General features: G+C 50.2%; 24 protein-coding genes. 23 read left to right on the plus strand and 1 reads right to left on the minus strand.

Annotation, left to right across the window (positions count from 1 at the left end):
• Positions 1-141 precede the first annotated feature (141 nt).
• The 13 genes from DCC85_RS04255 to DCC85_RS04315 all read left to right on the plus strand — a co-directional run bounded on the left by DCC85_RS04255 (position 142) and on the right by DCC85_RS04315 (position 15679).
• Entirely contained in the window at positions 142-1017 is an 876-nt protein-coding gene (locus DCC85_RS04255; protein WP_108464455.1) for an ABC transporter ATP-binding protein, read from the plus strand.
• Positions 1017-2615: a hypothetical protein gene (locus tag DCC85_RS04260; protein WP_108464456.1), complete on the plus strand. Its 1599-nt coding sequence runs from the start codon at positions 1017-1019 to the stop codon at positions 2613-2615. Before DCC85_RS04255 ends, DCC85_RS04260 begins: the two co-directional genes overlap by 1 nt.
• Before the next feature lie 2 nt (positions 2616-2617).
• Entirely contained in the window at positions 2618-3238 is a 621-nt protein-coding gene (locus tag DCC85_RS04265; protein WP_108464457.1) for a DUF4097 family beta strand repeat-containing protein, read from the plus strand.
• Positions 3239-3427: 189 nt separating this feature from the next.
• Positions 3428-3889, plus strand: coding sequence for a hypothetical protein (locus tag DCC85_RS04270; RefSeq protein ID WP_234414341.1), 462 nt, complete (start codon positions 3428-3430; stop codon positions 3887-3889).
• Between the two features lie 142 nt (positions 3890-4031).
• Positions 4032-4301 carry a DUF6171 family protein gene (locus tag DCC85_RS04275; RefSeq protein WP_108464459.1) on the plus strand — a complete coding sequence of 90 codons (270 nt, stop codon included), beginning with the start codon at positions 4032-4034 and terminating at the stop codon, positions 4299-4301.
• Positions 4302-4514: 213 nt separating this feature from the next.
• Positions 4515-5999: an alpha-N-arabinofuranosidase gene (locus DCC85_RS04280; RefSeq protein WP_108464460.1), complete on the plus strand. Its 1485-nt coding sequence runs from the start codon at positions 4515-4517 to the stop codon at positions 5997-5999.
• A 138-nt stretch (positions 6000-6137) separates the two neighbouring features.
• On the plus strand, positions 6138-7013 hold the full coding sequence (locus tag DCC85_RS04285) for a radical SAM/SPASM domain-containing protein (RefSeq protein WP_199909973.1): 876 nt from the start codon (positions 6138-6140) through the stop codon (positions 7011-7013).
• 595 nt (positions 7014-7608) lie between these two features.
• Complete coding sequence (locus tag DCC85_RS04290; protein WP_108464462.1) at positions 7609-10287, plus strand: beta-glucosidase; 2679 nt, start codon at positions 7609-7611, stop codon at positions 10285-10287.
• A 96-nt stretch (positions 10288-10383) separates the two neighbouring features.
• Complete coding sequence (locus DCC85_RS04295) at positions 10384-11865, plus strand: glycoside hydrolase family 30 protein (RefSeq protein WP_108464463.1); 1482 nt, start codon at positions 10384-10386, stop codon at positions 11863-11865.
• Between the two features lie 115 nt (positions 11866-11980).
• Positions 11981-12745: an SDR family NAD(P)-dependent oxidoreductase gene (locus DCC85_RS04300; protein WP_442789519.1), complete on the plus strand. Its 765-nt coding sequence runs from the start codon at positions 11981-11983 to the stop codon at positions 12743-12745.
• A 177-nt stretch (positions 12746-12922) separates the two neighbouring features.
• Positions 12923-14353, plus strand: coding sequence for an S-layer homology domain-containing protein (locus tag DCC85_RS04305; RefSeq protein ID WP_159081776.1), 1431 nt, complete (start codon positions 12923-12925; stop codon positions 14351-14353).
• Positions 14354-14380: 27 nt separating this feature from the next.
• Positions 14381-14890 (plus strand): hypothetical protein, encoded by a 510-nt coding sequence (locus DCC85_RS04310; protein ID WP_108464465.1) that lies wholly within the window; start codon positions 14381-14383, stop codon positions 14888-14890.
• Positions 14891-15001: 111 nt separating this feature from the next.
• Complete coding sequence (locus tag DCC85_RS04315) at positions 15002-15679, plus strand: sulfite oxidase-like oxidoreductase (protein WP_108464466.1); 678 nt, start codon at positions 15002-15004, stop codon at positions 15677-15679.
• Between the two features lie 160 nt (positions 15680-15839).
• Here DCC85_RS04315 and DCC85_RS04320 read toward each other — a convergent pair whose 3' ends face one another.
• Positions 15840-16841, minus strand: coding sequence for a helix-turn-helix transcriptional regulator (locus DCC85_RS04320; protein WP_108464467.1), 1002 nt, complete (start codon positions 16839-16841; stop codon positions 15840-15842).
• Positions 16842-16942: 101 nt separating this feature from the next.
• Between DCC85_RS04320 and DCC85_RS04325 the strand changes: the two genes are divergently transcribed.
• The 10 genes from DCC85_RS04325 to DCC85_RS04370 all read left to right on the plus strand — a co-directional run bounded on the left by DCC85_RS04325 (position 16943) and on the right by DCC85_RS04370 (position 26366).
• On the plus strand, positions 16943-17428 hold the full coding sequence (locus DCC85_RS04325) for a GyrI-like domain-containing protein (protein ID WP_108464468.1): 486 nt from the start codon (positions 16943-16945) through the stop codon (positions 17426-17428).
• A 26-nt stretch (positions 17429-17454) separates the two neighbouring features.
• On the plus strand, positions 17455-17922 hold the full coding sequence (locus DCC85_RS04330) for a phage tail protein (RefSeq protein WP_108464469.1): 468 nt from the start codon (positions 17455-17457) through the stop codon (positions 17920-17922).
• Between the two features lie 170 nt (positions 17923-18092).
• Positions 18093-19091, plus strand: coding sequence for a Gfo/Idh/MocA family protein (locus DCC85_RS04335; RefSeq protein WP_108467721.1), 999 nt, complete (start codon positions 18093-18095; stop codon positions 19089-19091).
• A 270-nt stretch (positions 19092-19361) separates the two neighbouring features.
• Positions 19362-20126 carry a methionine ABC transporter ATP-binding protein gene (locus DCC85_RS04340; protein WP_234414342.1) on the plus strand — a complete coding sequence of 255 codons (765 nt, stop codon included), beginning with the start codon at positions 19362-19364 and terminating at the stop codon, positions 20124-20126.
• Positions 20123-20785, plus strand: a complete 663-nt coding sequence (locus DCC85_RS04345) for a methionine ABC transporter permease (protein WP_108464471.1) — start codon at positions 20123-20125, stop codon at positions 20783-20785. The genes DCC85_RS04340 and DCC85_RS04345 overlap by 4 nt, the downstream gene beginning before the upstream one ends.
• 57 nt (positions 20786-20842) lie before the next feature.
• On the plus strand, positions 20843-21673 hold the full coding sequence (locus DCC85_RS04350) for a MetQ/NlpA family ABC transporter substrate-binding protein (RefSeq protein WP_108464472.1): 831 nt from the start codon (positions 20843-20845) through the stop codon (positions 21671-21673).
• A 196-nt stretch (positions 21674-21869) separates the two neighbouring features.
• On the plus strand, positions 21870-22574 hold the full coding sequence (locus DCC85_RS04355) for a response regulator transcription factor (RefSeq protein ID WP_108464473.1): 705 nt from the start codon (positions 21870-21872) through the stop codon (positions 22572-22574).
• Positions 22571-23575: a sensor histidine kinase gene (locus DCC85_RS04360; RefSeq protein WP_108464474.1), complete on the plus strand. Its 1005-nt coding sequence runs from the start codon at positions 22571-22573 to the stop codon at positions 23573-23575. Before DCC85_RS04355 ends, DCC85_RS04360 begins: the two co-directional genes overlap by 4 nt.
• A gap of 117 nt (positions 23576-23692) precedes the next feature.
• Positions 23693-24463, plus strand: a complete 771-nt coding sequence (locus tag DCC85_RS04365; RefSeq protein WP_108464475.1) for an ABC transporter ATP-binding protein — start codon at positions 23693-23695, stop codon at positions 24461-24463.
• Complete coding sequence (locus DCC85_RS04370) at positions 24438-26366, plus strand: ABC transporter permease (RefSeq protein WP_108464476.1); 1929 nt, start codon at positions 24438-24440, stop codon at positions 26364-26366. Before DCC85_RS04365 ends, DCC85_RS04370 begins: the two co-directional genes overlap by 26 nt.
• The last annotated feature ends 45 nt before the right edge of the window (positions 26367-26411 follow it).

A 26411-nucleotide genomic window follows, 5' to 3' on the forward strand; every position in this document is an offset into this window, starting at 1 on the left:
CCTAATCCGTATTTTACCATACGCTCTTATCGGGCTGGACTGACTATCTTCGAATTTACTCGGTTTTTACTTTGTTTTTACTTTCATTCTCTAATCTTAAAAGCAGTTAAAGATTATAGAGTGCTTAGTGGAGGTATGAACATGGAATTAGAGATCCGACAAGTCACCAAAAGCTACGGACAGAAGCTGGCGCTGAAGCAGGTTTCTCTGAAGCTTGGGCCTGGAATTACAGGCCTGCTCGGGCCGAATGGGGCGGGCAAGTCTACCTTGATGCGGATGATCTCCACCCTGGAGTCTCCAACAAAGGGAAGCCTGCTATGGAATGGGGAGGATATCGCTCAGCACCCTGAGCGAATCCGTGAGGTATTAGGTTATCTACCTCAGGACTTTGGGGTGTATCCCAACCTGAATCCGGTGGAATTTCTTGAATATATGGCGGCGATTAAAGGCCTGTCGATGAAGCATGCCAAGCGGCGGATTCAGGAATTGCTGGAGATTCTGAATTTGAGCCAAGACCGGAAGCGGCTGCTGGGAGGCTTCTCTGGCGGAATGAAGCAGAGGGTGGGGATTGCACAGTCCCTCCTTAATGATCCCGAGATTCTGATCGTGGACGAGCCGACAGTAGGACTCGACCCGGAGGAACGTATCCGCTTCCGTAATCTGCTGTCTACACTGGCTGAGAGCAGAGTGATTATTTTGTCCACACATATCGTGACAGATATTGAGTCAGCTGCGCCGCGAATTGCCCTACTGGCCAAAGGCGAGGTTGTGAAGTTCGGAACGCCTGAAGAATTAATGAGCAGTGTAGAGCACAAGGTATGGAACTGTGTTGTTCCTACGTCAGCTCTGCAGCAATTACAGGAGAAGTACATGATCAGCAGCACCATCCATCGTCCAGATGGCGTGCATGCGCGGGTTGTCTCTAACCGCAGACCGGATTTTCTTGCCACACCGCTCTCTCCGACACTGGAGGATGCTTACTTGTACGCGGTTGGAGATGGGGGCGGTGAGGAATAATGCTTCTGAGTCTAGTCTACCTCCTGAAAAACAATCTGCTGAAGCAGGTGAGAAGCTACTCCTTTCTCATTGTAGCCGGGCTTTGCCTGGCACTTGGTTACTTTTGTGTTCCTGCGGCTGAGTCCGGCTACGAAATATTTACGATTGGCGGAGGCAGCAGGGGGATCTATAACTCTGCCTGGCTTGGGGCAATAGGGACGATGCTGTCCAATCTGCTCCTTTGGTTGTTCGGTTTCTACTTATTAAGAAGCCAAGTCTCCGAGGATGGCCGATTGAAGGTAGGTGATATTATTGCCTCCACCCGGGTCACGAAGCTGAAGTATATTGTGCTGAAGGTTCTATCCAACTTTGTGGTGCTGATTGTGCTTCATCTGCTCCTGATTGTAGCTTTTATGATCATGCAGCTGTTGAGAGGTGAGGTGACCGGACTGAGCCTATGGGGGTATGCCGCGCCCTTTGTGTTCATTACACTGCCTTCCATGTTTTTGCTTGCCGCTTTGACCGTGCTGTTTGACGTGATCCCAGGGCTGAAAGGGACGCTGGGAAATATCCTCTTCTTCGCTCTATGGATATTTATAAGCATCTATTCCATAGAGTCAAAGAGTGAAATGTGGGATCTGTTCGGGCTGCAGACGATCACGCCCGGAATCCTTCATGCAGCTGTTCAGAATGTTCCTACATTAGGGGAGCCGGCAGGGTTTAGCTTTGGATATACGGCATTAGAACAGGCGCCGCAGATCTTTGTATGGAATGGGGTGGAGTGGTCGCAGGTGCATCTGCTGGGCCGCGTGATTTGGATACTGGCTGGATGTATAGTGACGCTCATCTCTGCCACTTTGTTTACCCGTTTTAGAACGGAGCGGAAAAATGCAGCCAAGCAGCTGATTGTGCCTCCTATTTATACTGCGAAGTCTCCATCTATGTTGGAGCCAACTCAGAAGGAATGGGGGAGCGGCTCTTTCTCCCTGTCCTCGCCCGTTCCAAAAGTAGGAGGCCAGCGGATTTTTCAGCTGGTGAGGTATGAGCTGATCTTAATGCTGAAGGGTGTATCCTGGTGGTGGTGGCTGCTAGCTGTGGCTCTAATCGCTTTCAGCTTGTTTGTGCCTATGGGCATGGCCTCGGCCTGGTTTCCGCTAGTCTTGATCTGGCCGCTTGGACTCTGGTCGCAGATGGGCACCCGGGACAAGCAATATTTCACAACCGCGATGATTCGTTCCAGCAGTCCGCCGATCTACAAATGGCTGTCTGTATGGCTGGCGGGTATCACCCTGGCCTTGCTGATGTCTTCTGGCGTACTGATTCAATATGGGCTTAATAACCGCATCCCAGAACTTTACTCATGGTGCGCAGGAATTCTGTTCGTGCCGACGCTGGCCCTTGCTCTGGGAAGCCTTAGCGGTTCAAGAAAGCTATTTGAAGTGGTGTATATGCTCTGGTGGTATTTGGGGCCGATGAATCATTTGCCGGGTTTGAATTTCTTGCATGGGAGCATTCCGCAGGCTGGAGTGTACCTCGGACTTACGCTGTTGCTTGGGAGTGTCGTTTATATCTATGAACAATTCCGCGGAGGAACATCCGTGCTAAAGGGGAGGGGATAAATATGAAATTTCTATCGAATACTTGGGCTGGCTTGCTGGGGATCGTTATCTTATTAGCCGGAGTGACAGGCTGCGATGGGGGGACGGCTGCAGATTTAAAAAGCAAGACTTTTGAGAACAGTCAGGTTAAACGGATTGTGATCACTACCGAAGGACAGAACATCAAGCTGGTTCCTTCTTCATCCGGTCAGATCAAAGTAAGTTATCCTACAAAAAAGGATCTTCCCGCGGAGCTGAAGGGGGACGAACTAAGTGTTCATATCAAGCCATCTTCAGGCTTTATTCACTTAGGCACAGCTACGCTTTCTCTGGAAGTTCCCGCTCAGGGTGACCAGAGCCTTGAGGTTCGAACCGAATCAGGGAATATTACAGTAGATCCCAAGCTCCAATTACCTGAGGTTAAGCTGGATACCGATTCGGGAAATGTTGATGTTCAAGGTTATATAGGGAGTGTGGAGGCCACTACAAACTCCGGAAAAATCATAAAACCTTCCGATCTTCCTCTAAAAGCAGAGGGAGCGGCCAATTCAGAAGGGAGACTGACTGGCGTACTGGGTAATCAGAAGGAGCGGGCGTGCAGACTGCTTATTCACTCCTCCTCCGGCAATATCTCCTTTAAATAAGATCCAGCTGCGTGAATCATAGAAGGGTATAGGATGATAGCGCTAGTATTCCCTAAATTTCGACAATTACATCTAGGCTTCCAGCCTCATTTCCACAAATAACCTTGTAGAAAAAAGGAATTTTTTGCGCTTTAGCCGAATAATGCAAAGGAGTGTGAAAAAAGACATTGTAATCAGGAGGAATTGGAAGTGGAAAGAAGGATCAACTATGTGCTGTGCATCTTGGGAGCCTTAGTAGCTGCAATTATCGGGGGATTCATTTGGGCGGGAATCGCAATCACGACGAACTATGAGCTCGGGATCATTGCATGGTTAATTGGGGGGCTTACCGGCTTTGCCGTATTTTTTACCTCAAATAAGCGTGCATCAGCGGCAACACAACTCATCGCAGTCATTGCCAGTTTGATTGGCATTATTCTGGGCAAGTACTTCATCTTCAGCTATTTCCTTATGGACGGCTTCAGCGGAATTGCTGATGGTGAAGTTATCCGCTTCTTCATTGAAGCCATGCAATCGAACTTCTCGGATATGTTCGGCGCGATGGATATTGTATTTGCCGTGCTGGCGATCCTGACGGCTTGGCAGCTGCCGCGCAATATGGCAGCCAAGCGGCAGGCGGCAGAGAACAGTCAAACTGTACCTGCAGAATAATAGGAAGACCTGAACAGCCCCATCTGTTCAGGTCTTTTTTTTCACGCAACAGATGGCTTAAGCTGTTATATCAACAAAGAGGTTGCCTTAAACCGCAAGCCTATCTATAATCTGTAGCAAATAAGCCAGAGGAGGAGCAGCCATGGGAACGAGGTCTGAGGCTAGACCCTGTAAAGGATGCGAACGGGATATCACGGTAACGGATCAGCAAATTTCAAGAATGGTCGATAGAATGAGGTTGAATTTTGAATGCGTTAATGAAGAGAACTACCGGGTCCGCCTGTCCGCCTGTCAATCATGCTCTTCCTTGATGGAAGGGCATACTTGTGCTGTGTGCGGATGTATTGTGCAGGTTCGGGCGCTACTGGCAGATCAGGATTGTCCGAACGCTCAGGGGTCGAGATGGGCTTAAGCCGAAAGAGGAGAGTGACTTAAACCTTTTTTCTTAAGCGCTTTCAAATTTCGATTGACAAAACCCTTTTCCGTGAACTAGTATTCAGTTGTGGATGGATGTAATTATGTTTATTTATTAACACTTTTATTAACCATCGAGGTTAAAAGTCTGTCTGATCTTGATGTGCAGTACCTACTATTGTATAGAAGATCATTTAGGAGGAACCTGAACATGAACGGGACAGTGCTAGTAAATACGGATTGGGTACAGGGCAAGATTAACAAGAATATTTACGGACAGTTTGCCGAGCATTTGGGCCGCTGTATTTATGAAGGCCTCTGGGTGGGTGAAGATTCAGCTATCCCGAATAATAAGGGGATTCGGACCGATGTGGTAGAGGCGCTCAAGAAGCTCAGCATTCCTGTGCTGCGCTGGCCAGGCGGCTGCTTTGCTGATGAGTATCACTGGAAAGATGGCATCGGGCCCAAGGAAGCGCGCAAACGCATGGTGAACACGCATTGGGGCGGTGTAGTGGAGAATAACCACTTCGGTACCCATGAGTTCTTCGAGCTGTGCGAGATGCTTGGCGCCGAGCCGTATATTTGCGGCAACGTCGGGAGCGGCACGGTGCAGGAGATGTCGGAGTGGGTAGAATATATGACCTTTGACGGCGAGTCTCCCATGGCCAAATGGCGCCAGGAGAACGGCCGGGAGAAGCCTTGGAAACTTACATACTTTGGGGTCGGGAATGAGAATTGGGGCTGCGGCGGAAATATGCGTCCTGAATATTACGCCGATTTGTATCGGCGCTATCAGACCTATGCCCGCAACTACGGAGACAATAAGCTTTATAAGATTGCTGGCGGACCTAACGTGGACGATTACCGCTGGACCGAGGTGCTGATGCGGGAGGCCGGCCATTTGCTGGACGGACTCAGCCTGCACAACTACACGATTCCCGGCAATTGGGAGAAGAAGCAGCAGGCGCTTGGCTTCGGTGAAGCCCAGTGGTTTGAGACGATGAAGAAATCGCTGTATATGGATGAGCTGATTACCCGCCATTCTGCTATCATGGATCGCTATGACCCAGCGAAGCGGGTCGGACTCATCGTCGACGAATGGGGAACCTGGTTCCTGCATGAGCCGGGAACGAATCCAGGCTTCCTCTATCAACAGAATTCCCTGCGGGACGCGTTTGTAGCCGGGCTGCACCTGCATATTTTCCACAAGCATCATGAGCGTGTTCAGATGACTAACATCGCGCAGATGGTCAATGTGTTACAGGCGATGATTCTGACAGAGGGCTCCAAGATGGTGCTGACGCCAACCTATCATGTGTTTGAAATGTTCAAGGTGCATCAGGATGCTGATGTGCTGGCAGCGAACGTGACAAGCGGCACCTATGAATATGAAGGGGAACAAATCCCTCAAGTGAGCGCATCTGTAACCAGACAGCAGAACGGCCACATCCACATGAGCTTATGCAATGTGCACCCAGGTGCCGAAGCAGTGCTGAAGGTGGAGCTAAGAGGGCTTGAGGCGCCCGCTAGGGTAGGCGGAAGAGTGCTGACCGCAGGCGATATGCAGGCGCATAACACATTCGCGCAGCCAGAGCAGATTAAGCCGGAAGAATTCACGGCCTACAAGCAAACTTCGAGCGGGCTTGAGCTCACACTGCCTCCAATGTCTGTGGTGGTACTGACCCTGGAGCCTTAAGCTTGCTTTATAATGAACGCGGAACAGTCATTTACCGGAATCTTTAAATTTAATATAATGAAGAGAAAGCTCAAGTTGAATTTCGGCTTGGGCTTTTTTTGATACACAACATATGAATTAAGAATGGGGCTTCTTCAATTGAAAACATTCAAAAAGGTATATATTGAAATCACCAGTGTCTGCAATTTAGCATGCAGCTTCTGCCCGCCGACCAGCCGGCAAGCTAAGTTCATTCAGGTCGAGACTTTCCGGAACATCCTGGATCAGATCAAACCGCATACGAACCACATCTATCTTCATGTGAAGGGAGAGCCGCTGCTTCATCCCAAGCTGGACCAGCTCTTGGATGCAGCTGATGAGAAGGGCATTAAGGTGAACATGACGACGAACGGAACCTTGATTAACAAGGCCAAGCCGAAGATTCTCGGCAAGCCGGCCTTACGGCAGATGAACTTCTCACTGCATAGCTTTGACGGGCATGAGGGTTCAACAGATCGGGACAAGTATTTGGCCGATATTCTTGCGTTTGTTCGGGAGGCAGAGCAGTATGATGTCATCTTCTCATTCCGGTTGTGGAACTTAACGCAGGATAACATGACTAATCTTACGAGGCAGCGCAACCGGGAGACTCTAGAAATTATCGAAAAAGAGTTCGGGCTCGATTACAGGATTGAGGAGAAGGTTGTGCCGGGGAGCGGTGTGAAGATTGCCCGGAATATCTACTTGAACCAGGATCATGAGTTCCAGTGGCCGAGTCTTGATGCGCCGGAGGATCATGGCAAAGGCTTCTGTCATGCGCTGCGCACACAGGCTGCCGTATTGGTGGATGGAACGGTGGTGCCTTGCTGTCTGGATGGTGAAGGAGTGATTAATTTAGGCAATATTCACGACCAGTCCTTCTCGGACATTGTGGAGAGCGAGAGGGCAAACAATCTGTACTATGGCTTCTCGCGCCGGGAAGCGGTGGAGGAGCTTTGCAGAAAATGCGGGTACCGTCAGCGGTTTGGCGCTTAAATCAGCGGATAATTATATGGAGTTATATAGAATGAACTAAAGAATGAACGTTATAGGACCGTATTAGGCCGTGATAATAGAAAATTCAATATAAAACTTTAGTTCAATCTTATAGCTATATTTCTAAAACCTCGTCATTCATTTTTCGAAAATGAACGAGGTTTTTTAATGCAATCTTGCCGATTTCACTTCCAGAAATCATCCATTTTGTTGGCTAAAGCTTCAAAATGTTAGTAAATATTTGATAGTTAATATCTGACAAGTGAAAAAACGGGTCATAGACTCACTGATTTTCAAGGGACTGAGGTCCCTTTTTGTATATAAAAAACTATTATTTTGGCATATTTACTTAAAATTATCCAGAAATTATTCAATGAATTTGCAGAAAGATTAGGCTAGTGTTTTACGAGAATTTCAAAACTGCTTGTTCGCAAGGAGGAGGAACGACAGATTATATCGCTGTTAATCCAGATTGAGAGGAAGTGAAAGATAACGATTCAAAGCTTGATGAGATCACAGCGAAAGACGTTCCATAGGGCAGAATATTGCCTGAATGATCGATAAGCAGGACCTACAACGAGGAGGAAGTTAACACGTGAAACCGAAGTCTTTCAGGATGTTTCGATTACTAGCGTTAGCCATCATTATCGCTGTTGTTGCTGCACCACCGCTCCAAACTCAAGCTGCAGCGGCAGATACAGACCGGCCATGGATGAACACATCTTTGTCCGCTGAGGAGCGCACAGAGCTGCTGCTCAAAGCAATGACTTTGGAGGATAAAGTATCTTTTGTTACCGGCAATCTAAATAACTACTATGGCTTCTATAATGCACCGCTGGAGAAATACGGAATTCCGGCGCTGCAGATGGCAGACGGTCCAGCCGGTGTGCGGATCGCGAATCCGGATATCCAGGATAAGAAATCCACGTCACTGCCAGCGCCGATCGCACTCGCAGCAACTTGGGATACGGACGCTGCTAAGCGCTATGGCGATCTGCTTGGAGATGAGGCTTATAATACAACGCATAATGTTCTGTTGGGACCGGGATTCGACATCGCCCGTATGCCTTGGGGAGCACGCAATTTTGAATCACTCGGAGAAGACCCGCTGCTGCAGTCCGAGCTGGGAGTCAGCTATGTAAGTGGCGTGCAGAGCCATCCAGTGATTGCAACTGCGAAGCACTTTCTTTTGAACAATCAGGAGACGGAGCGGTTTACGATTAACTCGGAAGCCTCAGAGCGTGCGATTGAGGAAGTTTATATGCGTCCTTTCGCAGCGGCCGTGGAGAAGGCTAATCTGGGTGCCGCCATGTGCTCGTTCAATAAGGTGAACGGGGTCGCCGCCTGTGATAACAAGACATTAATGACCGACATTCTGAAGAAGCAGCTTGGCTTCAAAGGCTTCATTATGAGTGACTATGGCGCAAATATGAGTACAGTAGAATCCGCTCTGGCCGGTCTTGATCTGGAGACACCAGGCGAGCCGAATGGAAAATGGGGGAGCCATCTCTTAGAAGCTGTGAAGAATGGTCAAGTTAGCGAAGCGCAGATTGACGAGATGGCAAGCCGGATTCTGCTGCAAATGTTTGATAAAGGCTTGTTTGATCACCCTGCACAGAATAACCAAATTCCGGCTCAGCAGCATGGTGCAGTAGCCCGTGAACTGGCGGAAGAAGGAATGGTTCTACTGCAGAATAACAAATCCCAGCTTCCGCTGAATTCAAGCAAACTGAAGTCCATTGCTGTCATTGGACCGGATGCAGACAATGCTTCTGCGGCGGGCGGCGGCAGCTCGCTTGTGAACCCAACCTATACAGTTAGCCCGCTTGAAGGAATTAAGAATCGGGCCGGCGACAAGGTGAAGGTAAATTATGAGCCGGGAACCGATCCCATTACAGCTGGTGATATTCTGGCCGGTCCTTCTGCGGTGCCTTCTTCTGTGTTGTCTACTGAAGGAACAGACTCCACGGAAACTGGCCTACATGGAGAATACTGGACCAACACCAATCTGGAGGGCGAGCCGGAGCTTGTCCGCACGGATGCACAGGTGAACTTGAACCTTGGCTTCTATAACTTTGGCGGATTTAACGCGCAATCTCCTAAAGTATCGCAGACTCCTGGCAACTTGAATGGTCAGATGTCTGCACGCTGGACAGGAAATATCACAGTACCTTCTACAGGTGATTATGTTCTTACACTGACAAGTCTAGGTTCCAGCAAGCTGTACCTTGATGATCAATTGTTAATTGACCGCGCAGGTAAGACGCTGGATACGTCCAAAGCAACAGTATCTCTGAAAGCTGGAGAATCACACAGCATCAAAATTGAGTATCGTACCGATGTAAAAGGTGTGAATGGCGACTATGGCGCCCAGGTTCGCTTCGGATGGGAAGCGCCGAAGCAGGCTGTGGAATCCAAGATGGAGAAGGCTGTGAAGCTGGCCGCTGATTCCGATGTAGCCGTTGTCGTTGTACGGACTTATGACAGTGAGGGGAACACAGATCCTTCCAACCTGGACCTTCCGAATAACCAGGATCGCCTCATCCGTGCGGTTGCGGCTGCCAATCCGCATACCGTTGTCGTACAGATGAGCGGACGTGCCGTGCAGACGAGCACATGGCAGGACCAGGTTCCTTCGATCGTTCAGGCTTGGTTCGCAGGCCAGGAGCAGGGGAACGCGATTGCACGCGTTCTATTCGGGGATGTGAATCCGTCCGGTAAGCTGCCGGTTACCTTCCCGGTGGATGAGAATGCAACCCCTGTCTCGGCAAAAGAATCTTTCCCTGGTGTAAACGGGGTATCCCAATATGACGATGGCATATTCGTCGGATACAAGGGTTATGAGAAAGAGGGAATTAAGCCGGCATTTGCCTTTGGGCATGGCCTCTCTTATACTACCTTTGATTATCGCAACCTGCATGTGAAGACTAGCGGCAACAGCGGCAATCCGGTTCAGGTACAGCTGAACCTCCGCAATACTGGTAAGCTGACCGGTTCGGAAGTCGTTCAGGTCTATACAGGCAAGCTGCCAACCCAAGCCGAGACGCCGGCTAAGCAGCTCGCAGGCTTTGCCAAGATCGAATTGAAGCCAGGCAAGCAGCAAAGCGTGAAGATCGACCTCGATCCGAAAGCATTCTCTTACTGGGACGAGCATACACATGCTTGGGTCATGCCGTCTGGGAATGTGCCGATTTACGTAGGCAGTTCCTCTGACGATATTCGTTTGAAAGGCAGTGTTACGATTTCAGCAAGCAAAGCTAGACCGAAGAAATAATCTTTCGAGCTTTTAACTAAGGGCCGGGGCTAATCACCCGGCTCTTTTCTCATGGTTTAAGGCTCACGGCCTTATTCTTCCCAAGGGAGGGTGAATATGTTTAGATTCAGGCGTAAGCCTAAAATACTAATCGCCTTAGCGCTCATAGCCGTCTGTATCGTTATAATGCTGTCTGTTATGCTTGGGCGGGCAGAGACCGCAGGAGGAACGGTCCAAGTCTGGATGACGACGGCGGATCAATCCAATTTGCTTACAGCGAAAGCGCCGGTTACCTTTTATACGGACAACACCTCAAGTGTCACTACGATTGATGTCAATCCGGGGATCAAATATCAGACCATGGACGGCTTTGGGGCGAGCATCACGGGTTCCACGGCTTACCTGATGAACCACAAGCTGTCCAGTGGCCAGCGGGAAGCGCTGCTGAAAGACCTGTTTACAGAGCAGGGCATTCATCTCAGTTTCCTGCGCCACTCGATCGGTGCATCGGATTTCTCGGTGGATGCAGAGGGCAAAGCAAGCACTTATACGTATGATGACATTCCGGCGGGGACCACGGACTACATGCTGAGCCATTTCTCTGTAGCTAAGGATGCTGATGTTATCCGCACGCTGCAGGAGATTGTTAAGCTGAACCCGCGGGTGAAGATCATGGGTACACCATGGACTGCCCCGGCCTGGATGAAGTACGGTGCCAAGATTCCAAACGGATGGTATTTGAATTATGAGAATCCACAGGTGTACAAGACGTATGCGCAATATTTTGTGAAGTATATTCAGGCATATAAGCAGTCGGGAGTTCCGATCTATGCGGTTACGCTGCAGAATGAACCGGAATTTACAACGCCAAACTACCCTAGCATGAGCATGGGTGCGGAAGAGCAGGCCACATTTATTCGTGACAGCTTGGGACCGGCTTTCAAGCAAAATGACATATCTGCCAAAATTATTGGGTACGACCACAATTGGGATCAGGGTGTCCGCTATGCAGACAAGCTGCTTAGTAACGAAGGAGCGCGAGCCTATACCGACGGCACGGCCTACCACTGCTATGCTGGAGAGCCGGAGGCGATGAGCGAGGTGCATGCCGAGCATCCGGATAAAGGTATTTATTTCACGGAATGCGGTGGCGGAGACTGGAATATGAATTTTGGCGACAATCTTAGCTGGGAGATGTCCAATCTGATGATTGGAGCTCCTAGGAATTGGGCGAAGACGGTGCTGATGTGGAACATGGCACTGGATGACCAGGGAGGCCCGGCAAATGGGGGCTGTCAGAACTGCCGCGGTGTCGTCACGATTGATCCAAAGACTGGAGAGGTAACGAAAAACGTTGAGTATTATGTTCTGGGCCATACAAGTAAATTTGTGCAGCCCGGAGCGGTGCGGATCGATTCGTCCCCTCAGGCGTCGGGGATTCAGTCTGTAGCTTATCAGAACCCTGACGGTTCTACTGTTCTTGTCGTTCATAATACAGATTCGGAAGGCAGGGCATTCAAGGTGCGCTATCAATCTAGATCGTTCGCGTACAGCCTGCCCTCGCAGGGCGTAGTTACCTTTACATGGAAGTCGGCTTGACGTTTTTGATAGAATAAGGAGGGCTTAATGAAACGAGCAGAGGCAGGAAGGATATGCCACTTGGTGTGACGAATAGGACAGGGATAGAATATGCGTAATCGCTGGGAGGTGCAACATGATTTCAATAGATTTGACGGGGAAGACAGCGCTCATTACAGGCGCAAGCGGTGAGCTTGGCCGCGTAATGGCCCGGACGCTGGCTAAGTGCGGAGCGGATATTGCGCTTCATTATTATAGCAACCGCCAGAAGGCTGAAACCGTACAGCAGGAGATTGAAGAGCTTGGACGCCGTGCATTCCTGGTCTCTGCCGACATCTCTAAGCTGGACTCTGTGCTGCAAATGAGGGATGCGCTGGCTCGGGACTTTAAGCTTCCGGACATTGTGGTAGGAAATGCTGTATCTCAATATACGTGGACTACGGTTCTGGAACAGGACCCGAATGATTATATGGACCAATTCAATTCCACGGTGCTGCAGGCTGTGCATCTGTCCAAGGCCTTTGTGCCCCACATGATCGAACAAAGGTGCGGCCGCATCATCGGCATCAATACCGAATGCTCGATGCAGAACTTTCCGACACAGTCAGCTTATGTTGCCGGTAAGCGGGGCATGGACGGGGTGTACCGCGTCCTGGCGAAGGAAATTGGCGAGCATCAGATTACCGTAAATCAGGTCGCGCCGGGTTGGACGATTAGTGAGCGGGACCGGACGAACCAGACGGAGCGCAGCGAATCCTATGAGCAATCGGTACCGCTTAAGCGCCGGGGCACCGATCAGGAGATCGCCAATGTGGTTGCCTTCTTGGCATCGGATCTCGCCAGCTTTATCACCGGAGCCTACATTCCGGTATCCGGCGGCAATGTGATGCCGTCTATATAAGGATGCGGCCCAGCTTTTCAAGTTAGCCAGCTACTCTATTCATAGGGAGCTGGCTTTTTTCGCTGCACCTACTTACAACTTTTACCTGTATTTTGCGTTCTATTATATAGTTTCAATATATGACAGCATCCTATGGATGTTAATGACGGTGAGCTTTGCAGGAGGGGGAATCAACAGATGGGAAGAGCAAGGGCAACGAAACGTATGGTACAAGGGAGCCTCGCGGCTATGCTGCTGCTGGGCGGAGGCGGGCATCTTGCTGCGCTTGATACGGCTGGCGCAGTCTCGGCACAGCCTGCCGAGCAATCGGCAGATCTGGCCGGTAAAGGGGAGGCTTTGGAAATGCCGGTGGTCCAGCTGTCCCTTGAGCAAGCGCGGAGGCTGGTAAGTGAAGCTGCGAAGCAAGGAGGGACAGCCGCCCTCCGGCTGGATGAACCGGGCAAGGCACAGCCTACAGTGCAGATGGTCATCCCAACCGAGCCGCTCAAGCTGCTGGTTGAGGGGAAGGTTGCACTGAGCTTGCGATTTGATGAGCATAAGCTGACCTTGTCTGTAGAGCAGCTGCAAGATGTGCTTGAGAGCAAGGGCCGTCTTGAGCTCAAGTTCGGGGTCGCTGAGAATCGGGAGGAAGAGAAGGCACGATGGGGGGAAATGACATCCTCCGCTCCTCTCAGGGATTTTTTCCATTACTATAAAGTAAAGGTTAGTATGAATAAATCGCTGCATATGGAGGGCAATTTCTCCGGTTCCGGGGAGCTTACCGTATCTTTCGAGTCTTCAGCAATTCCATCTAGTTACGACATCCACAGAACTAACATGGTGATTGCAGACAAACGGGAGCTTGGCGATACCAAGCTTCAGCCAGCGGTGCTGGAGTTTACCGAAGATGGCCGCCGGGGAGAAGTAAGCGCACAGGTACGCCTCGATTCCTCGGCCGATTACAAAGTTCTGCTGCTGTCCGGGCTGAATCAAAGAGTGACTATATCCAAATATGTCTCAGGAGCTGATGACGGTAGATTTTCACCAGATAAGCCCGTCTCCCGTGCAGAGTTTGTCAACATGATGACCGCTGCCTTTGGAATTGGGTCGAGCGACTTCCCCAAGGATTCAGTGACATTTAAGGACATCCCTAAGTCCCATCCCGCCTATCCGTCGATTGGATTCATGGAGAGCGCCGGGGTGCTTAAAGGAGATGCCAAGGGCTATTTCCATCCGGAACAACCCCTAAGCCGTTCAGAAGCCGCTGTATTCCTCGCAAGGTTCTTTAAGCTCGAGCTGCCTTCTTCTATACATCATGACTTCAAGGATATTGAGAACCACTGGGCCGCACGGGAGATTCAGGCGGCTGTGAACAAGGGGGTTATGAAGGGGATAGGTAACGGCAGATTCGAGCCGGAGCGGATCTGTACTCGCGCGGAAGCTGTAATTCTTCTGGATCGTGTTGTGAAAATGAACGGTGAGCGTTCGGATTTTCTTCATGACCCGGGGCAGCTATGGAGTGACGTGCCGCCAAGCCATCCGGCTTATGCGGCTATTCAGAGCGCATCGGTCACACGAGAGGTTGAATTTACGCTGAACGGGGCAAATGAACGGATAATCGGCAAATAAGCCTAGAGCTGTGAGGGGGATGAGCAGATGGACGCTGAGTTGTATTTTAAGGACAATTTTTTTAACAGTGGAATGACGGAGGTGATGGACCCCACGGGGCAGGTCGTTGGAGCATTGGATCTCAAGAGCGCTTTCGGTTCTTCCATAGATGTGTATAATTCCCGTCATGAACTTGAGTGCAGCGGTAAATTTCGCTTTACAAAATGGAAGGTAGAAGGTCAGAATGGCAGTCTTCTAGGCGTGCTGCGTGAGCGGATGAGCTTCTTTTCCAAACGGTATGAGTATGATACGGACGGGAGAGGGACCTATGAAATTAAGTCCCCGGCCTTCTCCAGGGAATATGTTGTTCGCGATATTGTAACCGGGGAGTTGGCCGCAGAATTTGCAGAGGTTAACGGATGGCTTCGCTCCAGTGCCTATCGTCTCCAGAACTATTCGTCAAGACTTAACAGCAGCGAACTTATCGCTGTAGTGATGGGCGTGAATGAGATACAGAAAAGGCATAATCATGATTCAGCGGGCACTCATACACCGTAATAAATATGCGATGAACATGCCGGAGAAGATCTATATCTATTTTACAATAGTGCGGTAATGCGTTAGAATATCAAATCAAGAAAATCTACAAGCGTAGGAGGCTCATCCTAGATGCATGATAAAGCAGACCGCCTGAAATCAGCTAAAGTTCCGCAGCAAGCGGATATCGTAGACCCATCTCTTGCGCACCGCCTGCCCCCTGGGCAGACCCTGACCGAGAAGTTCCCTATTCTGCACGAAGGCCCGGTTCCCGAGTACAATCTGGAGACCTGGAGTTTGCGGGTATTTGGCGAAGTTGAAGAAGAGCTTACATTCAGCCTTGCAGACCTGAAGGCCATGCCTCAGACAGACACCCTCAGCGATATTCACTGTGTTACCCGCTGGTCCAAGTTCGATACCCGCTGGGAGGGCGTGAAATTTACGGATTTGATGAAGGTGCTGAAGGTGAAGCCGGAGGCCAAGTTTGTGATGATTCATGCCGACACGGATTATGAGACGAATTTGCCGCTGGAGGATCTACTGCATGAGGATGTTCTGCTGGCCTTTCATTACAATGGTCAGCCGCTTACGCCGAAGCATGGATTCCCGCTGCGCCTGGTGGTTCCCCACCTGTATTTCTGGAAAAGCGCCAAGTGGGTGCGAGGCATTGAATTTATGAAGGAGGACCGCAAGGGCTTCTGGGAAAGCAACGGCTTCCACAATACCGCCGATCCCTTCAAGGAGCAGCGTTTTTCTTCAGATGAATATGAGATGCCGGAAGGCGAATGGGAATACAATGAGTATGATTAACAGCTAATGATAGATGTGACGCGGCGCCCGCTCTAAGAGGTCGCCGCGTTTTGTTTTGGAACGGCGACTATTTGAAGTTCTCTTTGAAGGTGCTCATCCTACTTTGGTCGGTAATGTTGTACGTGCCTATCAAAATTCTGATGGCGGCCTTGGCCATGCTTTAGAACCTGACATTCGTATGTAGTGCAGGTTTACCCAACTGCCCTTTAAGACCATCTATCCTCTCCTGTATATCCTCCAAGATTTCTTCTGGCGCTTTCCTGACCCTGATCTCCCCGCCTAGGAATAGAAGCCAGTTTATGATTTCGGCCAATTCTTCGGGCTTATCCACATGGATGAACATCTTTAGAATGGCTGTAGTTTGATAAGGATTCGTGAAGGAAATTGAAGCTTTTAAAGGATGATACTTTTTGTACTGTGCAATGGCTTTTGGACCCAGTTCAAGGACAAGGTTGATTTCTTCTTCCTGCTTGCTTAATTTTTCGAAAATCTTTTTCTGACTCAATCTTCTTTTCGCCGGATAAGGCTTGATATCGACGAGCCTGTCAACGGGGAAAATCTTCTTCCTCTCTTCCTTTAAATCAAAGCCCTCCATCTGCCAAAGGCCTTTTTCGTGATACAGGTGCAAGAGATAAATAGTATACGACTTGGTGCCCTTCTCTTCTTCGATCGTAATCCATAAATGTCTATCCCTAAGCAGGTTTTGAATGAGTTTCTCTAACATGGGGTGGGGAAGGTCTGACAGCTCTAGCAGGTCAGGATTATGCGGATTGGTTCCTGCAAAGAGCAAGATTTGATTTAATAGAACAAGGTCATCTTGCTGGTTGGTTGAGATAAGGCCCAGTAATTTTTCAGCTAATGACTGACGACTCTTTAAATAGGGGAGCTGCGCATTTCTTGTGGCCATAAAGGCAATAAAAAGAGCTTTAACCTCGTTATCGGTAAAACGCACTCCGGGCAGGAGAGAGTTGTGCATGACAAAATACCCCCCATCCCTGCCGACTTCAGCGACAAGCGGCATCCCTAATGCCTCAATTTCCCTGACATCTCGAATAGCTGTCGAACGGGAAATATTAAACTCCCGCATGATTTCAGAAATGGTAAATTGAGATCGGTTGTTGATATACCGCATGATGGTATTAATCCGTTCAACTTTTTTCATAAGAGCCCCTAAACAGTATCATTTTTTGACATGATTTAAAGCTATCATATACCTATCAAGTAAGGAACACAAAATAATCAAGAAGAAGGAAGGTTATGAATATGGCAGATTACACACTGGAAGAAAAAGAGGGCTTTATCGTTTTTGGTCTTGGAACTGAGCTTAAGAGCGATTACATGGACTATGCCGGCATCAATCAGGAAAAGTCGGACTTCTGGCAGGCAGTTAGCCAAGATGGAAGACTTGACACTTTAAAAGCCATGGCTGCCAATAACTACGTTTTTGCCGTAAATGAAGCTGTGAATAACAAAATGATGTATTATGCCGGAGTCATGACAGAGGCATCGCCACCCGCATCGGAGGGGTCTAGGGTTATTCAGTTCCCGAAGGGGGAATACCTGGTTGTTAAAGGGGAAGGGAGGACGGCCGATGAACTCAGTAACGCACTTGCCGGAATTGCCTTTGGTCAAGTCCTGCCGGATGCAAGCCATGTTGCTTATGTTGGCGGGCCCAATGCGGTGGTGGTGATGGGGCAGCGAGACGGCCAGTCTTTTGGCGAAATGTGGATTCCAGTTGTTAGGAAATGATCTGATAAAGAGAAGGAATGATGGTAATGTCCACTGTTGTTGATTTTAAAAATGTGTCTACGGCTGGGTTAGAATCTTCCCCTGTAGCGGAAGCACTTGCTGGTTTACGTGCGAATGAAGCCCGTTACTTTATGAATAAGTACAAACATGAATTTACAGTTATACCGGCAAGCGAGAGCCAGGAGACCCTTGATTATGTGCACCGGATCTTGCGAGAGGAACGTGGTATTGAGTTTGCGGCCAAACCTCTTCAAACCTCGCGTTTTCAAGTGGAGAATATCAAATGGGCCTTCGTTTTTTATGAGGATGGCCTGGGGGTCAACGTCATGTATACGGTGGATGATCCTAAGAAGCGAGCCGTTGGCTTTAAGCTTTCCGAGGGGATGGAAGTTCCAAAGGAGCTAGAGGAGAAGAAGTTTAAGTTCGCCAGACAGAAATCCAAACTGGCCGGAACGATTCGGGGCACGTTTTTCGTAATTAAAGGAGAGTATTAGAGTTCACATAGATTTGCTGGATCAAATATGCCTCAATACATCGTTGTGGTTCAAGGTTAATGGAATATTATGTTTCCCGTTACAGACAGGGCGGCGAATCCTCTGGTAGAATCAAGGCAAGCAATGATATCATCATCTATAGAGTCATCCTGAAGGAGGAGAACAGGCAAATGGCACAATTGAATTCTCGGAAGGTCAAGTGGGGGATTATCGGGACCGGGGGCATTGCCCATCAATTTGCAGCAGATATGATACATACGAGTAATGGAGAGCTACATGCCGCTGGTTCACGTACAATTGAGAGCGCTAACAGGTTTGCAGCAGAATATAAGATTCCTAAGGCATATGGGAGCTATGAAGAGCTGGTGAATGATCCTGAGGTGGAGGCCGTGTATGTGGCTACGCCGCATCCCTATCACCATGAGAATGTAATGGGCGCTCTGCGTGCTGGCAAGGCGGTGCTATGCGAGAAGCCCTTCACGGTGAACAGCCGGGAGCTGGAAGAATTGGTGCAGTATGCCCGTGAGCATAAGCTGTTTCTAATGGAAGCAATGTGGACGCGGTTTCTGCCGCCGATGGTCAAGGTGCGCGAATGGCTTAACGCCGGTCGGATCGGGGAGGTCCGTTTGGTGAAGGCGGAATTTGGCTTCCGCATGGGTTGGGATCCTCAGAACCGGCTGCTTAATCCGGACCTGGGCGGAGGTGCGCTGCTCGATGCAGGGATTTACCCCGTATCCTTCGCATCGATGGTCCTAGGGGCCAAGCCGGAGAAGGTGTGGAGTACCGCGCATCTGGGCGAGACGGGTGTCGATGAACAGTTCTCCATCCTGCTCAGCTACCCGGGCGGGAAATCGGCTTCCCTGCAGGGAGCGATCCGGCTCGGGCTGCCGAACGATGCCTATATTCACGGAACCGAAGGGTATATTCATATCCCTTCGTTCTTGTTCGCCAAATCCGCTACGCTTCATTTGGACGGACAGGAGCCTGAGACGTTCAACGATGACCGCAGCTTCGCAGGGTATGCCTTTGAAGCCGAAGAGGTTGGAAGAGCTTTAAGAGAAGGACGGACCGAAAGTTCGGTAATCACGCTGGAAGAATCGCTGAACATTATGCGGTTGCTGGATGAGGTTCGCAGTCAATGGGGACTGCGCTATCCATTCGAGCAATAATATTAAGTGACATAGATCCGGTGCAGCATCATGCGCCGGGTCTTTTTTTTTGTGGAAAGTGGTTTGCTTTGCCATTTGAAAATTTGCGAAAACTATTGATTCGTAAGTTTGCAGAATGGTAACATATTGAGATGTGGCAACCGGTGTCATGTATGATGAAGACGGGATGTAGTTTGGAATATAGTCTGGTCATACATAGAATGGATCAGCTGCTCGCTTCGGAGGGGATTCCGGCGAGCTTTCTTTATGTCTATGAGGAGGGCAAATGACGTGATTTCTCTACAGCAGGTAAGTAAAAGATTTGGCCACTCGCAAGAGCCCCATCAGGCCGTGCAATCCGTCTCGCTGGACATTGGCCGGGGCGAAATTCACGGAATTATCGGATCAAGCGGTGCAGGTAAATCAACCCTGCTGCGCATGATGAATTTGCTGGAACGCCCGGACGAAGGCCGTGTGCTGGTAGACGGCAGAGAGCTCACCCTCATGAAAGAGCGGGAACTGAGGCTGGCTAGGCGGGAGACCGGGATGATCTTTCAGCACTTCAACCTCATCGCCAATCGGACGGTGCAGGGGAACATCCTGCTTCCCCTAGAGCTCGCAGGCGTTCCGAAGAAGGAGCGGCTTGCCCGGGCGGTGGAATGCCTGGAGTTTGTCGGCCTGCCGGAGAAGGCCGGCCAGTATCCTGCCCAGCTATCCGGCGGGCAGAAGCAGCGGGTGGCGATTGCCCGAGCACTTGCCGGGCGGCCCAAAGTGCTGCTGTGTGACGAGCCGACTTCGGCTCTTGACCCGCAGACGACGGGAGATATTCTGGAGGTGCTCGGGCAGGTGAACCGGGAGCTTGGTGTGACGATTGCCATTGTAACGCATGAGATGGACGTTGTAACAAGGCTCTGCCAGCGGGCGTCCGTCATGAAGCATGGTCGAATCGTGGCGACCTTGGCAGCTCCAGAAGGCGGCAGGTTGTCTGCCGAGGAGCTTGCAGCCAGCTATCTGAACCAAGCGAATGCACAGGAAGGGGAGGTGGCCGCGCCATGATGGATGAAGTCATGAAGTATCAGCATGAGATTTGGCAGTCGATTGGCGATACGTTCATTATGGTCGGCATTTCGATTGTGGCTGCAGTGCTGCTGGGGCTGCCTCTTGGAACACTCTTGTATTTATGCCGAAAAGGTCAGCAGTATGAGAACCGAATTCTGTTCTTCATCTTAAACGGGCTGGTGAACATTATTCGTTCGTTCCCTTTCCTGCTCTTGGTTGTATTCCTGATTCCGTTCACGCGGTTTGTGGTCGGGACAGGCTTTGGAACCTTGGCGGCAGCCGTGCCATTGTCGATTATGGCCATCGCCTACTATTCGCGGCTGGTGGAGCAGGCCCTGCTTGAAGTGCCGAGAGCTGTGCTTGAAACAGCGGCTTCCATGGGCGCTTCGACCCTTCAGCTGATCTTCAAATTTCTGTATGTGGAGGCTAGGGCCGGATTGGTCCGGGGACTGACGACCTCAACGATCAGCTTCATCTCCTATTCCACCGTGATGGGAATTGTAGGCGGCGGCGGTGTAGGGGACTTTGCCATTCGTTATGGCTACCAGCGGTTTGAGACCGGAATTATGATTTTCGCCATTATCGTGATGATCATTTTGGTACAGACGATTCAATTTGTCGGCACCTTGTTGGCAAGGCGGCTGGACAAGCGCTAACCTGGAGTTACTTAAGTTTAGAAAGCTATTTTACTTATTACATCAGCGGAGGGATACATGATGAAAAAAATGATGATACTGCTGCTGGCAGCTGTATTTGCCATCACAGCAGCGGGCTGCTCGAACAACAATAAAGATTCCGCAGCAGCAAACAACAAGGATTCGAAGGAAGTTACCCTGAAAGTAGCCAGTCTGATTCCCCCAATGACAGATGTGCTTGAACTGATTAAGCCTGCACTGAAGAAAGACGGCATTAACCTGGAGGTTGTCATCCTGTCCGACAACATTCAGCCGAACAACGCGCTGGCGCACAAGGAAGTGGATGCGAACTTCTTCCAGCACGTGCCTTACATGGAGCAGTATAACGAAGAGAACCATGCGGATCTTGTAGCCGTTCAACCTGTGTACAATGCGATCTACGGAGCGTATTCCAAGCGCTATAAGAGCATCGATGAGCTTCCTGAAGGGGCAACCATCGCGATTGCCAACGATCCGTCCAACATTGGACGCAGCTTGAACATGCTTGCCATGAACGGACTGATCAAGCTGAAGGAGGGTGTCGGCATCAACGCGACCCAAGCTGACATCGTAGAGAACAAGAAGAATTTCAAGTTCAAAGAGGTCGATCTGCTGATGCTGGCCCGTTCGCTGGATGACATGGACCTCGTGGCTATGACGCCTGCTTACGCGAAGCCGCTCGGACTTACACCGAAGAAGGATGCGCTGGTTACAGAAGGGGAGGACAGCACCTTTGCAATTACGCTTGTCGCCCGTAAGGACAACGCGGATTCGGAGCCGATCCAGAAGCTGGCTAAGCATTTGGCAAGTCCGGAAGTGAAGAAGTTCTTCGAGGACAACTATGGTGAGATCGCCATTCCGGCATTTTAAGAAAAATATGGCTAGCGCCATTTATACACCAGGAGCAGCACAAGACCATCCAACCGTTTTTTCGGTGGATGGTCTTTTTGCTTGAAAGGGTGAAGAGAGGCGGTGCTGGTTGACGTCTATTCCAGGTTGTGCTTTGCTGGAAATAAGGAAGGGTTAGCCGATCCCGACCGGATGATGTCTATAAGGAGTATTTATTATGTATAAAATTATGATCGTAGAGGATGACCCCAAGATTGCAGGCCTGCTGAAGTCCCATATCGAGCGGTATGGGGATCAGGCAGAAGTTGTTACTGATTTTGAGAATGTACTGGAGCGATTTAAGCAGCTGGACCCGCATGTGGTTCTGCTGGATGTAAATCTGCCCAGGTATGACGGGTATTATTGGTGTCGGCAGATTCGTCTCGTCTCTACCTGTCCCATTCTTTTCATATCTGCCCGCAGCGGAAAAATGGACCAAGTGATGGCTCTTGAGAACGGAGCCGATGATTATATCCCCAAGCCTTTTGAACATGAAATTGTAATGGCCAAAGTCCGCAGCCAGCTCCGCCGCGTATACGGCGATTACGCCGCGAAGTCAGAAGAGCGGAAGGTAGTGCTGGGCGGGCTCACGTTATATCTGGAGAGCATGGAGCTTGAGCTCGGAGAGCAGAGGGTACCGCTTAGCAAGAAGGAGACTATTCTTCTGGAGACGCTGCTACGCCGCAGCCCGCGTGTTGTCAGCCGGGAGACGATTCTGGAGAAGCTGTGGGACGACGCTTTTGTGGATGACAACACGCTCAGTGTCAATGTCACCCGGGCTCGCAAGAGGCTGGCCGAGCTTGGGATTGAGCAGGCGCTGGAGACGGTGCGCGGTTCAGGCTACCGGCTGCTTGTCACCTGGAAGGACGGGAGCAGGCCATGAAGCTGTTTCTACGGGAGCATCTCGCACTGACCCTCTGGACACTGGCAGAGCTGCTGGTCGTCGTGTTGGTATTCTGGTATGACGGCTATGACCATTGGCTGACCGCCCTATATGCTGTTCTGCTGGGATTGTTCTTCTATGCGGGCTACTTGACCTTTCGTTATACCACCCACCGCATCTTCTACTATCGTCTATCCCGCCGGATGGAGTCGATGAAGGAATTTGTCCCGAGCCCCGAGAATGCGCCGCTTTCTAGGGCACTTGATGATCTGATGGATGCCCAGTACGGGCATTATCACGCCCTGCTGCAGTCCTACGAGCTCAAGCAGAAGGAGCATCTAACCTTTATGAACCAGTGGGTCCATCAGATGAAGACACCGCTCTCTGTCATTGAGATGACGGCCCATGATGAGGATGAGGACGACCCCCGCTTCCGAAGCATCACAGAGGAGGCGGATCAAATCCGCAGGGGGCTGGAGATGGTTCTGTATGCGGCAAGGCTTGATGCTTTCGAGCAGGACTTCAGTGTGGAGCCGGTTCTGCTGCGTGATGTGGCGGGTGAGGCGGTTCATGAGCTCAAGCGTTTCTTTATCCGGAATCATGTCTATCCCGAGATCCTGATCGAACCGGACCTTTCGGTGCAATCTGATGCCAAGTGGCTGCGCTTTGTGCTGCTGCAGGTCCTCTCTAATGCGATCAAATACTCATCCGGCAGCGGGGAGAAGGTAACGATCAGAGCCTGTGCACTGGATAAATCAATCATTCTGGAGGTGCTGGATCGCGGAGCAGGCATCCCGAAGGCGGATTTGCAGCGGGTGTTCCGGCCCTTTTATACCGGTGAGAATGGACGCTTCTTCAAGGAATCCACGGGGATGGGACTTTATCTGGCTAAAGAGGTGCTGACCAAGCTCGGACATCGGATTGAATTGGAATCCGCAGTAGGCGAAGGAACGCTGGTGCGTATCATCTGCAGCCGGGAACATGACATTGTTGTCAGGTAAGTGAAAGGTGAATGAATAGGAGCTAGTGAAATCTTGCTATACACTAGAGACATAGAGACGAGGGGCTATAAGTATTGAGGCTCCTTGGGACTACTCAAGTAGGAGGCGAGATAGACCATGGAAATTTTGAATGTTACGCAGCTAAGTAAAATATATAAAGGGATGGTGTCCTACGAGGCCCTCTCGGGGATCAATCTATCTATTGAAAAAGGGGAATTTGTCGGGGTTATGGGCCCCTCGGGCAGCGGTAAGACAACCTTGCTTAACCTAGTGTCAACGATCGACCGGCCAACCTCTGGAGAGATTCGGATCGCGGGGGAGAATCCGTTCGAACTGAAGCCGGATAAGCTGGCGATGTTCCGGAGGCGTGAGCTCGGCTTTGTCTTCCAGTCCTTCAATTTGCTCAATACGTTGACCGTAAAGGAAAATATCCTGCTGCCGCTCACCCTTGACGGGACACCGCTCAGAGAGATGGATCGCCGCGTTGATGTCCTCGCACAGAAGCTTGGAATCACCTCGATCCTGGATAAGCGTACCTACGAAATATCCGGAGGGCAAGCTCAGCGGACAGCCATTGCCCGCGCGCTGATTCACGGGCCGAAGCTGGTGCTGGCGGATGAGCCGACAGGGAACCTGGATTCCAAAGCTGCACGCGATGTGATGGAGATTCTGGAACAGCGCAACCGCGAGGATGAAGCAACGATGCTGCTGGTTACCCATGATCCCGTAGCAGCGAGCTACTGCTCGCGTGTGATCTTCATCAAGGACGGTCAGCTGTATAACGAAATTCATTTCGGCGATAACCGGGCCGCCTTCTATCAGAAGATTATCAACGTGCTATCTTTGATGGGAGGTTCGGGGCATGACATTTCGCCAGTTCGCGTTTAATAACATTTTCCGCAATAAGCGGACTTATTTGGCCCACTTCTTCAGCAGCGCGTTCTCAGTGATGATCTTCTTTGTCTATGCTCTTTTGCAGTTCCATCCTAATCTGCAGGGGCGCTTAGCCTCCAGCAGTGAGACCCTTAGCGCCTTGGCGACTTATGGGATGATTATCTCTGAAGTTGTGATTCTAATCTTCTCATTTCTGTTCCTGCTGTATTCTGTTGGCTCCTTCCTGAAGCTGCGGAAGAAGGAGTTCGGTATATTCATGCTGCTGGGCATGTCGCGCAAGCAGCTCAACCGCCTGGTCTTTACAGAGAATTTGCTGATTGGCTTGGCGGCCATCATTATGGGGATGGGTGTAGGCATCATCTTCTCCAAGCTGATTCTACTCTTTTGCGGAACGGTGCTGGCGATCAATCACGGGCTTCCCTTCTATTTCCCGCTGAAGCCCTTGCTGCTGACGGGAGCCGCCTTCCTCATTCTATTCCTGTTTATTTCTATACTCAGCTCCCTGCTGCTGGGAAAAGGAAATCTGATCGACCTGATCAAAGCAGAAGATGCGCCAAAGCCTGAGCCGAAGGCTTCCATTCTGCTATCCTTGCTGGCTGTCCTCTTCATTGGCGGCGGTTATGCTTGTGTATTTGCGTTCACGATTCTGCGGCTGTTCGCCTTCTTCCCGCTGCTGCTCGCAGGGGTCTTCTTCACCATTTTGGGGACTTACTTCCTCTATACGCAGCTGAGTGTATATTTCATCCGCAGGCTGAAGACGAAGAGGTCTTTGTTCTTCCGGAGAATAAATCTGCTGACCTTCTCGGAGCTGACTTACCGGATGAAGGACAATGCTGTTATGTTCTTCATGGTGACGATCATCGTGGCTTCCTCCTTTACGGGAATCGGCACGATGCTGGCTGTCTCAGATCCCGGACTGTCGGAGATGGTTAATCCGTATGCGTTCACTTATCATTCGAATACGGAAAATGGGGAAGAAGAGAAGCATTTAAGTGAAATCGAGACCGCGCTTAAGCAAAGTAACATTTCTTACCAAAAGGCAGCTTTTATCCCTTTATTCACAGATCAGGGAACAGAGCTTATCAAGCTGAGTGAATACAATGCGATGACTGGTCTGCTCGGTTATGGCCCGGCCACTTTGAAAGAGGGAGAAGATGGCTTCCGCACTCCTGGCACTGTCGAACAGCGGAATGAATTCCGGAAAGAGAGCGAAGATGCTAAGCCAGCCGAGATCGAGCTTATTTTTATGAATAAAAAATATGAAGTTCATTTAATAGGCCCGGGGACCGAGAGAGTGGTTCCGGGAGGCAATAAAGATATGATTGTGATCTCGGACCGCTTGTACGAAAGCCTTAAAGCGGCGGGAGATTATGTTTCGATAGCCAAGACGGTACTCTACAATGTTGAGGATTGGAAGCAAACTCGTGATGCTGCCGAGAAGCTGAGCGCGTCCATTAATAAAGAGATGCCTGAGTATCCGTTGGAATCTTTGGTGCTGAACTGGGCCAATTCCAAGCAGTCTAACGGCATTATTCTGATTGTCAGCGGGCTTGTGGGTATCGTGTTCTTCACCTTTGCGGCCAGCTTTACCTATTCCAGGCTGTATGCCGATCTGTCCCGGGATGAGCAGCAGTACCGCATGATCTCCAAGATTGGACTCAGCCGGAAGGAGCTGAGGAAGGTTGTCACCAGGCAGCTCGTTCTGATGTTCTTCCTGCCGATTGTGCTGGCTGTAGTTCACAGTGCGGTAGCTTTTATGGCTCTCCAGCAGCTGATCGATTACAGCATGCTCGGGCATGCGCTCTCGCTGTATGCATTCTTCATCGCAGTGCAGGTTGTGTATTATTTCATTACACGCTGGCGTTATCTGCAGCATATGTACCAGAAGGTCGGCTAGAGAAGTGGTATAATGATATACAAGGAATGAATCCTAAAAGTCCTT

It is taken from the genome of Paenibacillus sp. CAA11 (genome assembly GCF_003060825.1).
Taxonomy (GTDB): Bacteria; Bacillota; Bacilli; order Paenibacillales; family Paenibacillaceae; genus Fontibacillus.